Annotated in this window: 16 protein-coding genes; 7 read left to right on the forward strand and 9 right to left on the reverse strand. The window is 63.9% G+C overall.

Annotation, left to right across the window (positions count from 1 at the left end; genetic code table 11):
• Positions 1-28 precede the first annotated feature (28 nt).
• The 5 genes from coaD to ACODSO_RS16330 all read right to left on the reverse strand — a co-directional run bounded on the left by coaD (position 29) and on the right by ACODSO_RS16330 (position 8,662).
• A complete protein-coding gene (gene coaD, locus ACODSO_RS16310; protein WP_068375380.1) occupies positions 29-517 on the reverse strand; it encodes a pantetheine-phosphate adenylyltransferase in 489 nt (162 codons plus the stop codon).
• Between the two features lie 29 nt (positions 518-546).
• On the reverse strand, positions 547-1,101 hold the full coding sequence (rsmD, locus tag ACODSO_RS16315) for a 16S rRNA (guanine(966)-N(2))-methyltransferase RsmD (RefSeq protein ID WP_489037820.1): 555 nt from the start codon (positions 1,099-1,101) through the stop codon (positions 547-549).
• A 14-nt stretch (positions 1,102-1,115) separates the two neighbouring features.
• A complete protein-coding gene (locus tag ACODSO_RS16320; protein ID WP_489037822.1) occupies positions 1,116-4,532 on the reverse strand; it encodes a pyruvate carboxylase in 3,417 nt (1,138 codons plus the stop codon).
• Between the two features lie 113 nt (positions 4,533-4,645).
• Complete coding sequence (gene recG / locus ACODSO_RS16325; RefSeq protein ID WP_489037824.1) at positions 4,646-6,913, reverse strand: ATP-dependent DNA helicase RecG; 2,268 nt, start codon at positions 6,911-6,913, stop codon at positions 4,646-4,648.
• Between the two features lie 63 nt (positions 6,914-6,976).
• The gene (locus ACODSO_RS16330; RefSeq protein WP_489037881.1) at positions 6,977-8,662 is read right to left on the reverse strand and encodes a DAK2 domain-containing protein; all 1,686 of its coding nucleotides are present in this window, start codon (positions 8,660-8,662) and stop codon (positions 6,977-6,979) included.
• A gap of 226 nt (positions 8,663-8,888) precedes the next feature.
• Between ACODSO_RS16330 and rpmB the strand changes: the two genes are divergently transcribed.
• Both rpmB and ACODSO_RS16340 read left to right on the forward strand, forming a co-directional pair.
• Positions 8,889-9,080, forward strand: a complete 192-nt coding sequence (rpmB, locus tag ACODSO_RS16335; protein WP_008717389.1) for a 50S ribosomal protein L28 — start codon at positions 8,889-8,891, stop codon at positions 9,078-9,080.
• 134 nt (positions 9,081-9,214) lie between these two features.
• Positions 9,215-10,003 (forward strand): enoyl-CoA hydratase-related protein, encoded by a 789-nt coding sequence (locus ACODSO_RS16340; RefSeq protein ID WP_489037826.1) that lies wholly within the window; start codon positions 9,215-9,217, stop codon positions 10,001-10,003.
• Positions 10,004-10,011: 8 nt separating this feature from the next.
• Here the strand turns inward: ACODSO_RS16340 and ACODSO_RS16345 are convergent, their stop codons facing one another.
• Positions 10,012-10,704: a uracil-DNA glycosylase gene (locus ACODSO_RS16345; protein WP_489037828.1), complete on the reverse strand. Its 693-nt coding sequence runs from the start codon at positions 10,702-10,704 to the stop codon at positions 10,012-10,014.
• Positions 10,701-11,723, reverse strand: a complete 1,023-nt coding sequence (locus tag ACODSO_RS16350; protein WP_489037830.1) for a thiamine-phosphate kinase — start codon at positions 11,721-11,723, stop codon at positions 10,701-10,703. Before ACODSO_RS16350 ends, ACODSO_RS16345 begins: the two co-directional genes overlap by 4 nt.
• Positions 11,724-11,870: 147 nt before the next feature.
• Between ACODSO_RS16350 and ACODSO_RS16355 the strand changes: the two genes are divergently transcribed.
• Both ACODSO_RS16355 and ACODSO_RS16360 read left to right on the forward strand, forming a co-directional pair.
• A complete protein-coding gene (locus ACODSO_RS16355) occupies positions 11,871-12,107 on the forward strand; it encodes an Lrp/AsnC ligand binding domain-containing protein (protein WP_489037832.1) in 237 nt (78 codons plus the stop codon).
• A 37-nt stretch (positions 12,108-12,144) separates the two neighbouring features.
• The gene (locus ACODSO_RS16360) at positions 12,145-12,720 is read left to right on the forward strand and encodes a DUF3515 domain-containing protein (protein ID WP_489037882.1); all 576 of its coding nucleotides are present in this window, start codon (positions 12,145-12,147) and stop codon (positions 12,718-12,720) included.
• Between the two features lie 6 nt (positions 12,721-12,726).
• Here the strand turns inward: ACODSO_RS16360 and ACODSO_RS16365 are convergent, their stop codons facing one another.
• A complete protein-coding gene (locus ACODSO_RS16365) occupies positions 12,727-13,833 on the reverse strand; it encodes a D-alanine--D-alanine ligase family protein (protein WP_489037834.1) in 1,107 nt (368 codons plus the stop codon).
• A 72-nt stretch (positions 13,834-13,905) separates the two neighbouring features.
• On the reverse strand, positions 13,906-14,904 hold the full coding sequence (locus ACODSO_RS16370) for an NAD(P)H-dependent glycerol-3-phosphate dehydrogenase (RefSeq protein WP_068375345.1): 999 nt from the start codon (positions 14,902-14,904) through the stop codon (positions 13,906-13,908).
• Positions 14,905-15,057: 153 nt separating this feature from the next.
• On the opposite strand from ACODSO_RS16370, the gene cofC reads away from it, so the two are divergent.
• From cofC to ACODSO_RS16385, 3 genes are all read left to right on the forward strand, one after another.
• The gene (gene cofC / locus ACODSO_RS16375; RefSeq protein ID WP_197480783.1) at positions 15,058-15,708 is read left to right on the forward strand and encodes a 2-phospho-L-lactate guanylyltransferase; all 651 of its coding nucleotides are present in this window, start codon (positions 15,058-15,060) and stop codon (positions 15,706-15,708) included.
• Between the two features lie 154 nt (positions 15,709-15,862).
• Entirely contained in the window at positions 15,863-18,010 is a 2,148-nt protein-coding gene (locus tag ACODSO_RS16380; protein ID WP_489037883.1) for an RNA degradosome polyphosphate kinase, read from the forward strand.
• Positions 18,010-18,945, forward strand: coding sequence for an NUDIX hydrolase (locus ACODSO_RS16385; RefSeq protein WP_489037836.1), 936 nt, complete (start codon positions 18,010-18,012; stop codon positions 18,943-18,945). Before ACODSO_RS16380 ends, ACODSO_RS16385 begins: the two co-directional genes overlap by 1 nt.
• The last annotated feature ends 71 nt before the right edge of the window (positions 18,946-19,016 follow it).

Below are 19,016 nucleotides of genomic sequence, written 5' to 3' on the forward strand. Positions count from 1 at the left end.
ACCGACCCGGTGTGTCGCAGGTTGGAACCTATTCGGCCTTGCGTTCGGCGATCCGAGTGAGAAGCCGCGAGTACACGCAGTCGGGAACCATGTCCTCCACGTCGCCCCCGAATGTCGCCACTTCCTTCACGAGCGAACTGGAGAGAAAACTCCACCTCGGATTCGCCGGTATGAAGAGGGTGTCGACTCCGGAGAGCTTCTGATTCATCTGAGCCATCTGGAGTTCGTAGTCGAAGTCGTTGGCGCCTCGCAGACCCTTCACGATGGCCGTGTATCCCTCTTGCTTGGCGTAGTCGACCAACAGACCGTGCCAGGAGGAGATACGAACGTTCTCGAGATGGGCCGTTGCCTCACCGATCATGGCGATCCGCTCGTCCACGCTGAAGAGCCCACGCTTGCTCTTGTTGATCATGACCGTGACGATGACCTCGTCGAACTGCGCTGCAGCTCTGGTGATGACGTCGAGGTGACCCTTGGTCACCGGGTCGAAGGATCCAGGGCACACTGCTCCAGTCATGCCAGCACGGTATCACCGGCAACCGGCCGCTAGCTTTTCACCGCGATCTCGATACGAGTTTCCCCGTACTTCTTGACCTTGTCGGGCTCGAGACCGTCGGGCCACGACGTGTGCGGCGAGCGTGACGATCGCTCCAGAACCACGATTGCATCCGGCGCGAGCCAACCTCCCGACACCAGCGCCGAAAGCATATGCGCCACAGCATCTTCGGTGACAGCGTAGGGCGGATCCGCCAACACCAAGTCGTAGGCCGCGTCCGCACGTCCCGCGAGCACCGACGCGACCGGAGCGCACCGAACAGCCGCGCCGACGAGGCCGACAGCCGCAGCATTCTCACGAACCACCGACGCTGCCCGCGCGTCCGACTCCACCAACACTGCCGACGCCGCACCGCGCGAAAGAGCTTCCAGGCCAAGCGCTCCCGAACCTGCGAACAAGTCGAGAACTGCCACGCCTTCGAAGTCCATGCGAGCCTGCAACGAGCTGAACAGTGCCTCGCGGACGCGTTCCGACGTGGGACGCGTACCGCGAGGCGGCACCTTCAGCTTCCTGCCCCCTGCGATGCCAGCGACGATCCGAGTCATCTACAGGACACTACTCATTCGGCAGATGCGTCCTCGCCCGACGATCCACTTCCGATCACCACGAGCAGGTCCCCACCTTCGACCTGCTGCACGGCGCCGATCGCGAGGCGAGCGACGGTACCGCCCTTCGGTGCAGTGATCGCAGCCTCCATCTTCATCGCTTCGATCGTTGCGACGACGTCACCGACTGCGACCTTGTCCCCCTCGGCGACCGACAGGGTCACCACACCGGCGAACGGAGCAGGCACGTGGCCGGAGTTCGACCGGTCGGCCTTCTCCACAGTCGGCGCTTCGCTCGCGATGGATCGATCGCGCACCGACACCGGGCGAAGCTGCCCGTTCAGAATGCACATCACCGTCCGCATACCTCGCTCATCGGCGTCGGAGATTGCCTCCAGACCGATCAACAGCTCGACACCCTTCTCGAGCTGCACCCGATGCTCGTCGCCTTGGCGCAAACCGTAGAAGAATTGATTTGCCGACAACCGCGAGGTGTCACCGTACTTCTCGCGGTGCGCTGCCAGTTCCGCGGTCGGACCGGGAAAGAGCAACCGGTTCAGCGTGTCTCGGCGCTGAACGGACGTTCCATCAAGTGCCTTCTCGTCCTCGGCAGCGAGTTGTGTCTCCGGTTTTGCCTCGCCGCGACCCTGCAAGGCCTTCGTCCGCAACGGCTCGGGCCAGCCACCTGCGGGTGTCCCGAGTTCTCCGCGCAGGAATCCGATCACCGAATCCGGGATATCGAACTTGCTCGGGTTCTCCGCGAACTCCTCCGCAGAGGCCCCCGCACCGACGAGTGCGAGCGCCAGATCGCCGACGACCTTCGAGCTCGGAGTCACCTTGACCAACCTGCCCAGCATCCGGTCGGCGGCGGCATAGTTCGCCTCCACCGTTTCGAACCGGTCGCCGAGACCGAGGGCGATCGCCTGCTGTCGTAGATTGGACAACTGCCCACCGGGAATCTCATGCGTGTACACGCGTCCGGTCGGCGACGGCAATCCGGACTCGAACGGGGCGTAGACCTTTCGTAGTGCCTCCCAGTACGGTTCCAGGTCGCACACCGCCTGTAGATCCAGTCCGGTGTCACGATCGGTGTGCGCGGCCGCAGCGACGATCGCCGACAGCGCGGGCTGACTCGTCGTACCCGCCATCGACGCGCTCGCACCGTCGACTGCGTCGGCACCTGCCTCCCACGCCGCGAGATACGTCGCCAACTGCCCGCCGGGGGTGTCATGGGTGTGCACATGCACCGGCAGGTCGAAGTTACTGCGCAGCGCGGTCACCAACGTACGAGCTGCCGGCGCCCGCAGAAGTCCCGCCATGTCCTTGATCGCCAGCACGTGAGCACCTGCATCGACGATCTGCTCGGCGAGCTTCAGGTAGTAGTCCAGGGTGTACAGCGTCTCGTTCGGATTGGACAGGTCCCCGGTGTAGCTGAGCGCGACTTCTGCTATCGCACTGCCGGTTTCACGAACCGCATCGATCGCCGGACGCATCTGGTCGACGTTGTTCAGCGCGTCGAAAATCCGGAAGATGTCGATACCGGTGTCGGTCGCCTCCGCAACGAACGAGCGGGTCACCTTTTCCGGGTACGGCGTGTATCCCACGGTGTTCCGCCCACGCAGCAGCATCTGCAGCGCGATGTTCGGTACGGCCTCGCGCAGCGCGGCCAGTCGCTCCCACGGATCCTCGTGCAGGAAGCGCAGCGCCACATCGTAGGTCGCACCTCCCCACGCCTCGATGGACAGCAGCTCGGGAGTCGTGCGCGCGACGTACGGCGCCACCATCAGCAGACCCGAGGTGCGCACGCGTGTCGCCAGCAGCGACTGGTGGGCATCACGAAATGTCGTGTCGGTGACCCCGAGTGCCTTGCGGTTCCGCAGGTCTCGAGCGAACCCGTCGGGGCCCAGCGCCAGCAAACGCTGGCGACTACCGTCGGGAATCGGCGCCGAGAAATCCACCTCGGGCAGCTTGTCCTGCGGGTACACCGGGGATGGGCGGTCACCGTGCGGCTTGTTGACCGTGACGTCCGCGAGGTAGGTCAAAATCTTCGTACCGCGGTCTCCGGAGCTGCGGGAGGTCAGCAACTCCGGGCGCTCCTCGATGAACGAGGTGGTCACCCGTCCCTCGGTGAAATCCGGATCTACGAGAACGGCCTGCAGGAACGGGATGTTGGTCGCCACTCCTCGGATGCGGAACTCGGCGACCGCTCGTCGGGCCCGCGCGATAGCTGTATCGAAATCTCTTCCGCGACAGGTTAATTTGACCAGCATCGAGTCGAAGTATGCGCCGACCTCGGCGCCGAGGGTGGTGCCACCGTCGAGGCGGACTCCTGCACCGCCCGGGGTGCGATAGGCAGTGATGCGGCCCGTGTCGGGCCGGAATCCGTTGGCCGGGTCCTCGGTGGTGATACGACACTGCAACGCCGCACCGCGCAGCACTATGTTGTCCTGACTGAGTCCGAGATCGGCGAGGGTCTCCCCCGAGGCGATCCGTAGCTGCGACTGGACCAGGTCGACATCGGTGACCTCCTCGGTCACCGTGTGCTCCACCTGAATTCGTGGATTCATCTCGATGAAGACGTGGTTGCCGCGAGTGTCGAGCAGGAATTCGACGGTGCCGGCGCACGAGTATCCGATTTCCTTGGCGAATGCCACGGCGTCCGCGCACATCCGCTGCCGAAGCTCCTCGGGGAGATTGGGGGCAGGCGCGAGTTCGATGACCTTCTGGTGCCGCCGCTGCAGCGAGCAGTCACGCTCGAACAGGTGCACCACGTTGCCCTGCCCATCGGCCAGAATTTGAACCTCGATGTGGCGCGGATCGATGACCGCCTGCTCGAGGAATACCGTCGGGTCACCGAAGGCGGACTCGGCCTCACGTGCGGCTGCTTCGATCGACTCACGGAGCGTCGATGGCTCGGCCACCCGGCGCATTCCGCGGCCGCCACCACCTGCAACGGCTTTGACGAAGAGTGGGAATGTCATCGACTCCGACGCCGCCACCAGCTCCTCGACATCACTCGACGGTTCCGAGGACGCAAGAACAGGCAATCCGGCGCGCTTCGCCGCAGCGATCGCACGAGCCTTGTTGCCGGTCAGCTCGAGCACGTCGGCCGAAGGTCCGACGAACGTGATCCCGGCCTCGGCGCACGCCGACGCGAGATCGGGATTCTCGGACAGAAATCCATATCCCGGGTAGACGGCATCGGCGCCCGAACGCTGGGCGGCCGCGACGATCTCCTTCACCGAGAGATAGGCGCGAACGGGATGACCCTTCTCGCCTATCTCGTACGCCTCGTCGGCCTTCGTCCGGTGGACCGAATTGCGATCCTCGAACGGGAAGACGGCCACGGTGGCGGCACCCAACTCGTACGACGCGCGGAAAGCACGGATAGCGATCTCACCGCGATTGGCAACCAACACTTTGGAGAACATTCGCTTAACCTACCGCCGACCGATACCTCGGATGTGAACTCTGTCTCGAGATGTGGGACAGAATGATCAGTTTTGGCTTCTGGAACGGTGCAGTGGACCGCTATCGAAGGAACTCAGGACTTGTCGAGGTAGTCCGCACGGTCCGATCTCCACGCGGACTTCATCATCGACACGATCCCTGGATGATCCACCATCTCCGGATCGGCGTCGAACAGACTCCGGGCGCATGCGTGCGCGTCGGCGATCACGTCTTCGTCGTCGATGAGCGACAGGAGCCGCATACTACTGACGGTTCCGGACTGCGCGGCACCGAGAACGTCGCCTTCTCGCCTGGTCTGGAGGTCGAGTTTCGCCAGTTCGAATCCATCGTTGGTAGCCGCCACCGATTGAAGCCGAGCGAATGTAGGGCCCATCGAACCGAGCTGGCTGATCATGATGCAGAGCCCTTGATGCCCGCCTCTGCCGATTCGACCGCGAAGCTGGTGGAGTTGGCTGATGCCGAATCGATCCGCATCGACTATGACCATCACCGTGGCGTTCGGGACATCGACGCCGACCTCGACGACCGTCGTGCAGACGAGCACGTCGATTTCGCCCGCGTTGAATTCCTGCATGGCCGCGTCCTTGTCGTCCGAATGCATGCGCCCGTGCAACAGACCTACCCGCAGATCCGCGAGCGGGCCGGAGCTCAGCATCTCGAACATGTCCAGCGCCGATTTCGTCTCGGGAAGGACATTGTCGTCGTGCATGGCATTTCGGGTCCGAGGCTTCTTCTCGGCCTCGTCACCGCCGATCCGAGAGCACACGACGTACGCCTGGCGCCCCTGCGACACCTCTTCCTTGATGCGCGCCCACGCGCGATCGACCCACGCAGGTTTGTCCTTCGACGACACCACATTGCTGATGATCGGTGCCCGTCCGCGCGGCAGTTCGTCGAGCGTGGAGGTTTCCAGATCACCGAGCGACGCCATCGCGATGGTCCGAGGGATCGGGGTTGCGGTCATGACGAGTAGGTGCGGGTTCGAACCCTCCCGCGCCTTCGACCTCAAGGCATCGCGTTGCTCGACACCGAACCTGTGCTGCTCGTCGACGACGACCATCGCAAGGTCCATGAACTCGACGCGATCCTGGATGAGCGCATGAGTACCGATCACGATGCCGGCGTCGCCGGTGACCGTGTCCAGAAGAGCCTTCTTCTTCGCCGCAGTTCCCATCGAACCGGTCAGCAACGTCACCTTGATCGCCAGTTCGTCCGCACCGAGCTCGCCTGCACCCGCGAGTGTGCCCAGCATCATCGAGATCGAGCGTGCGTGCTGCGCCGCGAGGACCTCTGTGGGCGCCAACAGTGCGCACTGATGACCTGCGTCGATCACCTGCAGCATCGCCCGAAGCGCCACGATCGTCTTTCCGGAACCGACCTCACCCTGCAGAAGGCGAGACATCGGGTGATCGCGTGCCAGATCGTTCGAGATTTCCTCGGCTACCCGCTGCTGTCCTGCGGTGAGCGTGAACGGAAGACGCTGCTCGAACCGGGCCGCCACGCCGTCGGCGACAGGTGGGCACGGCGGGGCTGCACGCGTGGACACGTCGCGGCGCCTCGCTGCCAGCACCAACTGAACGGCGAGGGCCTCGTCGAACTTCAGACGCGCTCGTGCTTTCTCCTTCTCCTCGACGGAGTCCGGAAAATGGATCCAGTGCAAGGCGGTGTCCAGTGACACCAGGTCACGTTCGGCGAGGATGTCGCCCGGCACCGGGTCCTCGACGGTGTCGAGTTCGTCGAGAATCTGCCGAACCGCACGCATGAACGTCCAGCTCTCCACCTCCTTCGACGCCGGATACAACGGAACGAACCGACGGTCGAACACCGACATGTCGACGCTGCCTGTTGCATCCACCGCCCCGCGCGCCACCCCTGCCAGTGCCCCACCACCGACGATTCTGCCCTGCGGGACAACGGCTCCGTCCTCGTCGTCTCCGCCGAGGATGACGTACCCGGGGTGCGTCAGATTCCACCGTCGACCGAAGTACTTGACCTTGCCCGAGAACATTCCCTTTCGGCCGGGCACGAGCACATGTCTGAGTTTGTGAGGGCTGAAGAAGGTCGCGTCGATCTGCTGGCCGTCGGCGGCGAGCGTGACCGCGAGGAATTGTCCTTTTCGGGCCTTCATGTCGCGCACTTTCGCAGCCGTGATGGTCGCGACGATGGTGATGTGCTCTCCTTCGGGCGGTTCTTTTTCAGTCAGTTCCGCGCCCTGCGTCATGTATCGATGCGGGTAGTACCGCAGGAGATCCTCGACGGTCAGCAGCTCGAACAGCTCCGCCAAAGGTTCCGCGACCTTCTTGCCCAGGACAACGTCGAGTCGATCCGATAAGCCGACCATCGTGTTGCTCGCCCTGTCCTTCCACTACTACCGCCCACTACTACCGCCCACTACTACCGCAGGTCACTCGACGCCGAGCTGCACCACGTCTCCGGGCTGTCCGCCTGCATAGACGACCACTTCGATGCCAGGATGACGATCCGCGACGTAGACCGCCAGTCCTTCGACAACGTCCGCCGGATCGGGATGTCCGGCCACCGGCTCGCCGTGCAGCATCGTCACCATCTCACCACCCACCGACAACAATTGATCCAGCAGGGCGCGGCCGGCCGCGAGCACGTCCTGACCGATCACCACTACCTCACGGCCCGCCAGACCGAGGCCGTTGCCAGGCTCGCACATTCCGACCCACGTGAGGGAGATCTCGTTCGCGATCTGCAGCGATGCCCAGCGCGTGCCCGCCGCGGCCTCGGACATCGCGAAGGCGTCGTCCACCGCAGCCCGCGACGGGTCGTGTACGGCGAGCGCCGCCAAACCCTGAACCATCGACGAGGAGGGAAGCATGAGAACGTCCTTGCCCGCAGTGCGCGAGGCGATGGACACCGAGACCAGCTCCTGAGCGGAGAGCGCACCGTTGGGAAGGACGAGCACCTCCGTGTGTTCGGCGCGCAGGATGGCATCGCACAGCTCCGCCGTACCGATCCTTCTCGTGTCGCACCGAAGTACAGCGGCACCCTCGCCCACGTAAAGTTGCTCGGCGCCGTCGCCTGCGACGACGGCAAGAATGTCTCTCCCGTGAACGTCGTTGCTGTCCGTCGTCGACGGCCCGTCCACACAACCCACCGTGCTCAGCGCGTCGATGCGAATGTCGTGCACTCGACCGACGTCGAGTCCTACCTCTACTGCCAGACCCGCATTGGCCGTATGCACGTGCACGGACCAGCTGCCCTCACCGTCACCGGCGACCACCGTCGAGTCACCCAGTTCGGTGAGTGCAGACCGGAGCGCCACTACATCGTCCTCGGCGATGTCCGTCACTCGGTAGAGAACCTCGTACCCATTTATCGACGATCCGCCATGATGGTGATGCTCGGCCTCCGTCACCGATCGAAACTTCGTCGGGTTCGAAGCGACGATGGCGCGGTGGTATCGCGGACGAGTGGGCAGCGTTCCTGTCACCACGGCCGAGAAGCAATCGAGCATGATGACGAGCCCAAGAGCACCGGCATCGACGACACCCGCGGCATCGAGGACCGACAATTGCGATCGTGTCCGATCGAGTGCCGTCGAAGCGGACTCACTCGCGCGATGCACGACCGATGCGAGATCGGATCCCGCCGACTCGGCAGCCGCCTCGGCTGCGACGGCCAGAACCGTCACGATGGTCCCCTCCACGGGAACGCTGACGACATCGACGACGAGGTTCGATGCCCGCCCGAGAACGCGCGCCACACCAGGACCATCGAGGCGGCCGCCGCGGCATTCCTCGGCCAGCGCGCGCATCACCTGAGACACGATGACACCGGAGTTGCCACGGGCTCCCGCCACCGCACCTCGAGCGAGACTCGAGGCAACGGCGGCAAGATCGGCGTCCGGGCCTGCACTTCGCATGCACTCGACTGCGGATCGCACGGTGAACACCAGGTTCGTGCCCGTATCGGAATCGGGTATGGGAAACACGTTCAGTTCGTTGATTTCCTCGCGCCGGTCGGTGAGACCGTCGACACAGCGATAAGCCCACTGCCGGAGCTCATCGGCGCCCAGTTCCGTCACCGCCACCGATCCCTGACGGTCGACCACCTCACCCATGTCCGTCACGACCCCCGTCCCCCTCGATTCGGCCACAGCAAGCCTAGACTCGAACAGTTCCGGAGGCCGTTCAGCCACCATTTCAGGTGGCGGTTTGGTGAAATCCGGGTACGCCGCTATTCTTGCAGGGTTGCCCTAAGAGGAGCGGCGTGCTTATGTGCGTCTCGTTCTTTGGCGCAACCGCCCTCATGTTAATGCTCAATCATCTATCAAGGAGTTCGCGACTATGGCTGCCGTCTGCGACGTATGCGCCAAAGGGCCCGGCTTCGGTAAGTCGGTCTCGCACTCGCACCGACGGACCAACCGTCGTTGGAACCCGAACATCCAGACCGTTCACGCTCAGGTTGCCCCCGGCAACTCCAAGCGCATGAACGTCTGCACTTCCTGCCTCAAGGCGGGCAAGGTGGTTCGGGGCTGATACCTGCCCCCGAGAACGAGTACAAAACTGTGCCCCGCGACCGAACCTGGTCGCGGGGCACAGTTTTTGTTCGCTACAGAGGTAGGGAACACCGTTGTGACGGTCGCCGACGGGCACACGTTACAGTGCAAATCGTGACAACTTCCGAAAGCACCGGGACGGTCGACCTCGTCGACGGAGTACTGCAGATCACTGTGGCGACAGACGCGGCCGGCACTTCACTGAGCGGCGCCGCCATGGTGGACGGAGCGCGCGCACTGCAGGCGCTCAATGCAGGAAAACTGACCGCAGGTGCCGTACTTCTCATCGGCTCGGGTACTAATTTCTGCGCAGGCGGAAACGTCCGGGCTTTCGCAGCCGCCCCCGATCGCGGCACCTACGTGCGAGGTGTGGCCGACGAGTTCCATCGCTTCGTGATCGAACTTGCCGCGTGCACCGTTCCTGTCGTCGCCGGTGTCCAGGGATGGGCAGCAGGCGCAGGGATGAGCTTGGTATGCCACGCCGATGTTGCGATCGGTGGACGCTCGACCAAATTGCGCCCGGCGTATTCGGGCATCGGCCTCACCCCGGATGGTGGTCTGACATGGACACTTCCGCGAATCGTCGGACCGGCTCGTGCCCGCGATATTCTGCTCAGCGATTCGGTCGTGCACGGTGAGGAAGCTGTCCGACTCGGCATTCTCAGTCGACTGGTCGGTGACGACATCATCGTCAGCGAGGCGCAGCGCCTTGCCCGTACCCTTGCTGCCGGACCGACCGCGGCGTTCGAGGGCGTCAAGGCACTACTGCAGAAGTCCGACGCCCACACTCTGGCAGAGCAACTCGATGCCGAGGCCGCGTCGATCGCCGCGGCCGCCGACGGTCCGACCGGACGCGAAGGAGTCGACGCCTTCGTGGAAAAGCGTCGACCCGACTTCGCGTAGATCTCCGGCTACGGCAGTCTCCAGTCGATGGGTTCGTGACCTCCCGCGACGAGCAAGTCGTTGGCACGACTGAACGGCGTCGATCCGAAGAAGCCGCGCGACGCCGAGAGCGGTGACGGATGCGCCGACTCGATGCACTGCGTCGAACCGAGCATCGGTTTGAGTGTGGCGGCATCGCGGCCCCACAGAATGGCAACCAATCCGGCCGTATCGTCCCTGTCACCTCGCGCGACGAGAGCTCGAATCGCCTGCTCCGTCACCGCTTCCCACCCCTTCCGGCGATGCGACCCCGCAACACCGGGTTGCACCGTCAGAACGCGGTTGAGCAACAGCACACCCTGATCGGCCCATGGCGAGAGATCACCGTTGGATGGAGTCGGGAACCCGAGATCGGTGGTGTACTCCTTGAAGATGTTGGCCAGACTGCGGGGAACTGGCCGGACGTCGGGTGCGACCGAAAAGCTCAACCCGACGGCATGCCCAGGAGTCGGGTACGGATCCTGCCCGACGATCAATACCCTGACGTCGGCGAACGGTCGGGTGAATGCGCGAAGCACGTTCCCTCCGGACGGGAGGTAGTTACGTCCGGCTTCCACTTCCGCGCGGAGCATCTCCCCCATGGCCGCTATCTGTTCCTCGACCGGTTCCAGCGCTGTGGCCCAACCTTTTTCGACTATGTCCTGCAGCGGTTTCGCAGTCACGAGGTGCTCCCGTCGAAGCTGGACCATCCGGCGGAACCGGAGAACGGCGCTCCGTCCACTGTCACCGTCGGCGACACCGAAGGACCTGCCACGTGCCCCACCACCGTCCAGCCGTCAGGAATCCGTGCCGTCTGGGGAAACGTCGCAGCGAACACGTGGTCTTCACCTCCGCCCAGAACCCAGGACAGGACTGGCACACCCAAGTCCGCTGCGGCAGAGACGATCTCTTCGCCGACGTCCAATAGTGCACTGTCAATGTCGACCGAGACCGAGGAGGCCTGCGCGATGTGGCCCAGATCGGCGACGAGGCCGTCGGACACATCGGTCAGCGAGGTCGCTCCCGCCAGTGCAGCGAATACACCTTGTTCGTACTCGGGAGTCGGAACTCGGTGAGCGTCGACGAGTACCGCATGCCCCGTCCGACCCGATTCGAGCACTGCGAGACCAGCGGCCGACCAACCGAGATGTCCGACGACGGCGACGACATCACCCGGGCGTGCCCCCGACCGCAGCACCGGCGGTCGTCCTTCGAGATCGCCGAGTGCGGTGACGGAAATCACGAGCTCCTCGGACTGGACGAGATCGCCGCCGATGATCGAGCAACCGGCGCGTTGCGCTTCGCGCCAGAGACCCTCGGACAGACCGTCCGTCACCTCCACCGACGTGGTTGCAGGGCACCCGAGAGCAACGAGGAATCCGGTGCAGCGAGCCCCCATGGCCGAAATGTCGGCCCCATTCTGCGCGACGGCCTTCCGTCCGATGTCGATCGGGCTCGACCAATCGAGCCGGAAGTGCCTGCCCTCCACCAACATATCCGTCGTCGCGACCACTCGACCGTCTGCAGCGGCAACGACTGCAGCGTCGTCGCCCGGCCCGAGGATCGTGTGGCTCGATTGGATCCGGCCGCTCGTCGAACGGTCGATCACGCCGAACTCCCCGACCTCAGCGACCGTCGGACTGTGGGATTCGTCTCGGTCAGCACCGATGTCGATGTTCTTCCTCTTTTCCGTTGTGACCACCTGGCTCCCCTCTCGCGCGGACCGACTCCGACCGCTGCGGTACCTTCTTACCGACAACCGCGCTTGTCGGGTGCGAAGACGCCCGTAATGCGAGACCACCGCGACACTACCTTCGGGTACTGCCGGGACATTCGGAAAGGGCCGACGATGGTGCAAGCGTTCATCCTCGTACAGACAGAGGTGGGTCGATCCGCTCTGGTCGCATCGGCGCTGCACGAGGTTCGTGGAGTCGAATCGGCAGAGGCCGTGCTCGGGCCGTACGACGTCGTCGTCCGTATCGTGGCCGAGGACGAGGACGAACTGACCGCAATCGTCGCTCGCGTACAGAAAGTCGACACGATCACCCGGACGTTGACGTGTCAGGTCGCGGAGATCCCCGCCTGACCCGACTGTCTGTCCTTCTATATCCGAGCGGAAGATGATGACAATCGAAGCCCCATCGCCGGAACCCGAGTCGTCCGAGCGGCGTCACCCGGCCCTCATCGCGACGGCTGTGGCCTTGCCCATCGCGTTGCTGGTCGGGGTCATCGTCGCCGCCGTCACGGTGTCCGGTGATGCAACACGCCCCCCGGAGGCGCTTGGGCCGGTCGATGCTCCCGCTGCTGACAGTTCGGACTGCGTGACACTGCTGGACGCGCTTCCCGAAGCCCTTGGCGATTACACACAGGCCGAACTCGTGGATCCCGCACCGGCAGGCGCACGCGCGTACGCCCCCGACGACGATGTGTCCGAGGCGATAGTTCTTCGATGCGGTCTGCCTCGTCCTGCCGGATTCGACGTGGCATCCGCGCTTCAGGTGATCAACGGCGTTCAGTGGTTCGAGGTATCGGGAGCCGACACGGGAATCGATGCAAGTACCTGGTACACCGTCGACCGACCGGTGTACGTGGCACTGACGGTTCCCGGCGGTTCCGGACCGACCCCGCTGCAGGACGCATCGGACTCGATCGCGGGAGCGTTGCCGCAGACCGCGCTCGACCCTGCACCTCTGCAGTGACCTCGGCTACCTGAGCCCGGTGCCGCGCGCCAATGCCGTCTCGATGAGCGTGTCGATCAGGGTGCGGTAGTCGACTCCCGCGGCATCCCACATCTTCGGGAACATCGAGATCGAGGTGAAGCCGGGCATAGTGTTGATTTCGTTGATGATCGGTCCGTCCTCGGTGACGAACAGGTCGACCCGGGCGAGACCCTGGCAATCCAGCGCTCGGAACGCGTCCACGGCGATCCGGCGGATCTCGTCGCTGACGTCCTGAGAGAGAACCGCGGGAACGTCGAATTCACAAACGTCGTCGAGGTACTTACTGTCGAAGTCGTAGAACGCGTGATCGTCCACCGGGGCGTCGCGCATGCGGATTTCGGCGACAACGCTCGCACGCACGGAACCGTCCGGGAACTCCAGCACTCCGCATTCGACCTCACGACCCGCGATTGCGCCTTCGACGATCACTTTCGGATCGTGGACGCGAGCATGCGTGATCGCACCGGCCAGTCGATCCCAATTGCTGACGCGACTGATCCCGATGGAGGATCCCCCTCGAGAGGGTTTGACGAACACCGGTAGGCCCAGGAACTCCTTCTGCTCGGCAGTCAGGGACTCGACACCACGCCTGAGCACAACCTGTCGGCCCACGGGAAGTCCTTCGGCCGCAAGAAGTTTCTTGGTGAACTCCTTGTCCATACCGGCCGCGCTCGCAAGGACGCCCGGTCCGACATACGGGACCCCTGCTAATTCCAGTAACCCTTGAACTGTGCCGTCCTCACCGTATGCACCGTGCAGCAACGGAAATACGACGTCGACCGAGGACAGGACCGAGCCTGCGTCATCGTCGCCCAACGAGAGCAGTGCGCCCTTCCGGCCAGGATCGGCGGACAAGGTCAGCGCCGTCGAGTTCTTGTCCACACTCGGCAGCACTCGGCCGTGGATGGCGAGTTCAGCGACGTCCTGCGCTCCGAGCACCCACGCGCCCTCCTTCGTGATGCCGACAGGCACGACGTCGTAGCGCTCGGGGTCGATGTGCCGGAGCACACTGCCTGCGGAGACGCAGGAAACCGCGTGCTCATTGCTTCGTCCGCCGAAGATCACGGCAACTTTGATACGGGATCGACTCACGGTGACCCACCGTACCGTCCGAGCGATCTTCGAGCGCGACCCGTCGCCCTTGGCCGAACTACTCCGTCGGTGCTACTCGGGCTTGATTCTGCGTCCGAGGAGATGCCCTACGGCGTCGGGGACGGACAGCCCCTCGTGACACACCCGGTGGACGGCATCGGTCAACGGCATCTCGACGTCGTAGCTCTCGGCAAGCGCGCGCACCGAAGTGCACGACTTCACGCCCTCGGCGACCTGTCCGTGTGCGGCTTCCTGGGCGCTCTCCATCGATCCGCCTGCCCCCAGACGCTCACCGAAGGTTCGATTCCGCGACAGCGTGGACGTACACGTCGCAACGAGATCCCCGACGCCCGCGAGGCCGGCCAGCGTCGCGGGCTTCGCGCCGAGCGCCGTGCCGAGACGAATTATCTCCGCGAGTCCTCTCGTCATGATCGAGGCGAGGGTGTTCTCCCCGTACCCCACCCCGCTGGCCATGCCGCACGCAAGCGCGATGACGTTCTTGCACGCTCCACCGATCTCGCAGCCGATCACGTCTGTATTGGTGTAAGGCCGGAAGTATCCTGTGGCACAGGCCTTCTGAACCTCGAGTGCACGCCGGGAATCCGAACAGGCGATGACTGTCGCGGCCGGCTGGCCCTCCGCGATCGGGCGTGCCAGGTTCGGCCCCGACAATGATGCGATTCGGCTTGGATCGGCACCCGTCACCTGTGCGATGACCTGACTCATCCGCAGCAGCGTTCCGGTCTCGATTCCTTTGGCAAGGCTCAGCAGAGTGGCGTCTTTCGGAATCGAGTCGGTCCACTCGGCGAGGTTGGCTCGAAGCGATTGCGACGGAACCGCGAGAACCACGATGTCGGCACCCTCGAGAGCGCGTTCGGGATCGCTGGTGGCGGTGATGTTGTCGGGCAGAGTGATGCCGGGTAGGTAATCGGGGTTTTCGTGTCCTTCGGCGATTGCGGTGGCGAGCTCGGACCGCCGAGCCCACATCGTCACGTCGGTGCCTGCGTCGGCCAACACTTTGGCGTACGCCGTCCCCCAGGATCCGGAACCGAGTACCGCTGCTCTGGTCATCGAAAGCCACCTTCGTCGATTCGTCCACTCACTGACCCACCCGAGTACGTGGACACCTCGAAAGCCCACGGACCGCCGCCCAACACTAACGTCCCGCCTCGCCCGCCGAGGTCGAACGGTGACGGCTGCAGTACCGCTGGCAGGATCGAGGTCATGAGTACCGCGCACGTGGTGATCGCAGTCAAGGATCTCGCCGCAGCCAAGACGCGTCTGGCCGATGCCTTCGCCGACATCGATCGCGCCCGACTGGTCGCTGCAATGTTCCGGGACACCGTCGTCGCCGCGCGCGCGGTCGATGCCGTCTCGGCCATCACTGTCGTCACGCCGGATCCTTCCATAGCCGCCGCCGCAGTCGACTTGGGCGCCCGGGTGGTGAAGGAACCGTGTGACCGAACACCCTTGGACTCCGTTGCGCGACTCAACTCGGCCTTCGAGGCGGCGGCCTCGATAGTGCGCGCCGAGGGAAGTGACGACATCATCGCTTTGCAGGCGGACCTTCCCGCCCTCCGAACCGCCGAGCTGGCGCAGGCCTACCTCGCGGCTCGTGGGCATGCGAGGTCCGTCGTGAGCGATCATCACGGAACGGGCACTGCCGCCTTGATCGTCGACGGGTCGTCCGGTGAGTTCGCACCGCTGTTCGGACCGTCCTCGGCGCGGCGGCACCGCGAGTCGGGCGCATACGATCTCGACGGACACTGGCCCGGTCTCCGGCTCGACGTCGACACCATCGACGATGTGCGGGAGGCTCACATCCTCGGCGTCGGGCAGGCGACCGCTGCAGTTCTGCGGTCGCTGGGGTGGTAGTCGACTCGACCGCGGCGAGCGAGTCGGACACAATTCATCGATCCGAGTTTCACCGGTCACGGCTATAGGGGATGATCGAGCGGTGAGCAACAGCGAAACAGAAGCCGACTCCGCCGCAACGACAGCCCCGGGACATCGCACCGATGACGGTCCGATCAGTCCGCCGCCGGCCACGACTTCGGCCTCGAGTCCGGCCGCGCTTCCTGCGGCAACTGAACCGCACGCTCCCGATGCCAAAGAGGCGTTACCCGAAAACCGTTATCTGAACCGCGAATTGAGCTGGCTGGACTTCAATTCACGAGTACTTGCACTCGCTGAGGACTCCTCTCTCCCACTGCTGGAGCGTGCGAAGTTCCTGGCAATCTTCGCCTCGAATCTCGACGAGTTCTACATGGTTCGCGTCGCCGGCCTCAAACGTCGCGACGAAACCGGTCTGTCCGTACGATCGGCCGACGGGCTGACCCCTCGTGAACAACTCGCCTTGATCGGTGAACGCACTCAGGAACTGGCGCGCCGTCACGCCCGTGTTCTGCTCGACGCCATTCTTCCGGAGCTCACCGCGGTCGGCATCGAGATCATTCGCTGGTCCGATCTCGACTCGGACGAACGCGGTCGACTGTCGACCTATTTCCACGAGCAAGTGTTTCCGGTCCTCACCCCTCTTGCGGTCGATCCAGCGCACCCGTTCCCCTACATCAGCGGTCTCAGCCTCAATCTCGCTGTCACAGTTAAGGATTACGCCACCTCGGGCGAGCACTTCGCACGTGTGAAGGTTCCCGACAACGTCGATCGATTCGTTCGGGTGCGTCGCGGTGACGGTGGTCATCGAGTCGATGCATTCCTGTCCATGGAAGAGGTGATCTCGGCGCACCTCGACGTGCTCTTCCCCGGAATGGACGTGGTGGAGAGCCACGCCTTCCGCATCACCCGTAACGCCGACTTCGAGGTCGAAGAGGACCGGGACGAAGATCTGCTCCAAGCGCTCGAGCGTGAGCTGGCACGACGCCGCTTCGGCTCTCCGGTTCGGCTCGAGATCGCCGACGACATGACCGAGCACATGCTCGAACTGCTGTTGCGCGAGCTGGACGTCGACCCGAGCGATGTAATTCAGGTGCCAGGGTTGCTCGATCTGTCCTGCCTGTGGCAGGTGTACGGCGTCGACAGGCCGACGCTCAAGGACGCCCCTTTCGTTCCAGCGACACATCCGGCTTTCGGCGAGCGCGAGACACCCAAGAGCGTGTTCTCGACGCTGCGGGACGGCGATGTGCTTGTCCATCACCCGTACGACTCCTTCTCCACCAGTGTGCAGCGCTTCATCGAGCAAGCCGCAGCAGATCCACAGGTACTGGCGATCAAGCAGACCTTGTATCGCACGTCCGGAGACTCACCGATCGTCAACGCGCTCGTCGATGCTGCCGGCGCAGGTAAGCAGGTGGTTGCACTCGTCGAGATCAAGGCGCGCTTCGACGAGCAGGCGAACATCGAATGGGCGCGAAAGCTGGAGAAGGCGGGCGTCCATGTCGTGTACGGTCTCGTCGGACTGAAGACGCACTGCAAGACGTGCCTGGTCGTGCGGCGCGAGGGATCGGTCATTCGCCGCTACTGCCATATCGGAACGGGCAACTACAACCCCAAGACAGCTCGAATCTACGAGGATGTGGGCCTGCTGACTTCCTCGCCCGAGATCGGCGCCGATCTGACCGACCTTTTCAATTCGCTGACCGGTTATTCGCGCAAGACCAGCTACCGCAACCTTCTCGTCGCTCCATACGGTGTGCGTCGCGGCATCATCGAACGCATCGAAGCGGAAGTCGAGTATCTGAAGGCGGGACGCGAGGCGGGTATCCGACTGAAGGCCAACGCGCTCGTCGACGAACAGGTCATCGACGCGCTGTACCGCGCGTCCGCGGCCGGAGTGCCGGTCGAGGTCGTGGTCCGCGGAATCTGTGCGCTGAAGCCAGGTGTGCCCGGATTGAGTGAGAACATCGAAGTTCGATCGATCCTCGGCCGCTTCCTCGAGCACTCACGCGTCCTCAATTTCCGCGGCGCGGACGAGTTCTGGATCGGCAGTGCCGACATGATGCACCGAAACCTCGACCGACGCGTAGAGGTCATGGCGCAGGTCAAAGATCCACGTCTGACCGGCCAGCTGCACGACATCTTCGAATCGGCGCTCGACCCGACAACCCGATGCTGGATTCTACAACCCGACGGTGGCTGGGCGGCGTCGCCGGCTCAGGGAGAAAGCGTCCGCGAGCACCAGGGTGAACTGATGCGCAGCCGGCGGAACCAGGCGTCTTGATGTCTGGCGGCGACAAACCCTTGCGTGCAAACATATTCGCCGCCGGCGCCGTCTTGTGGCGAAACTCTCCCGACGGTGACAACGAGATGCAGGTTGCAATCGTCCACCGCCCGAAGTACGACGATTGGTCGTTCCCCAAAGGCAAGATCGATCCAGGTGAGACGTCGGTCGACGCAGCCGTCCGAGAGGTAGCGGAGGAGACCGGGTTCGATTCTCGACTCGGTCGCTACCTTTCCACTGTGACCTATCCGATTCCAGGACATCGCAAGATGAAGAAGGTCGACTATTGGGCAGCGAAGGCAGAGGACGGAAAATTCGAGCCGAACGCCGAAGTCGACGAACTACGTTGGGTACCACCCAAGGAAGCCGTGCAACAGCTGTCCTACCCGATGGACCACAAGATTCTCCGCCGGTTTCTCAAGCAACCCGTCGACACCGAGACCGTCCTGCTCGTCCGTCACGCCAACGCCGGGCGACGCTCGCGATACAAGGGCGACGATGCCTTGCGACCGCTCGATTCCGTAGGTGAGGCTCAGGCGGCCGCCTTGGTTTCTCAACTGTCCGCATTCGGCGCCGACTCGGTACACGCGGCCAACCGACGCCGGTGCGTTCAGACGGTTCAACCGTTGGCCGATTCCCTTTCCGTCCAGATCACGCTGGAGCCGCTGTTGTCCGAGGAAGGCTATTGGGACGCTCCCCAGGAGGCCCGGCAGCGAGCGCTCGACATCGCTGGTCTCGGAGGCGTCCAGACGATCTGCAGTCAGGGCAAGGTAATTCCCGATCTGCTTCAATGGTGGGCGGACCGCGATGGCGTCACGCTTCCCCCGAACCGAAATCGCAAAGGCAGTGTGTGGGTGCTGTCCCTTCGAGACGGGAAGCTGCTCGCTGCCGATCATCTGGCCAGTCCACTACCGCCGACCCCTGCCGGTAGCTGAACCGAGTCTCAGCACGAAACAAGGCCCCGCGAGATTTCTTCCGCGGGGCCTTGTTCGTCGAACCAGTGCTG

Source organism: Rhodococcus sp. FG69 (genome assembly GCF_057808915.1).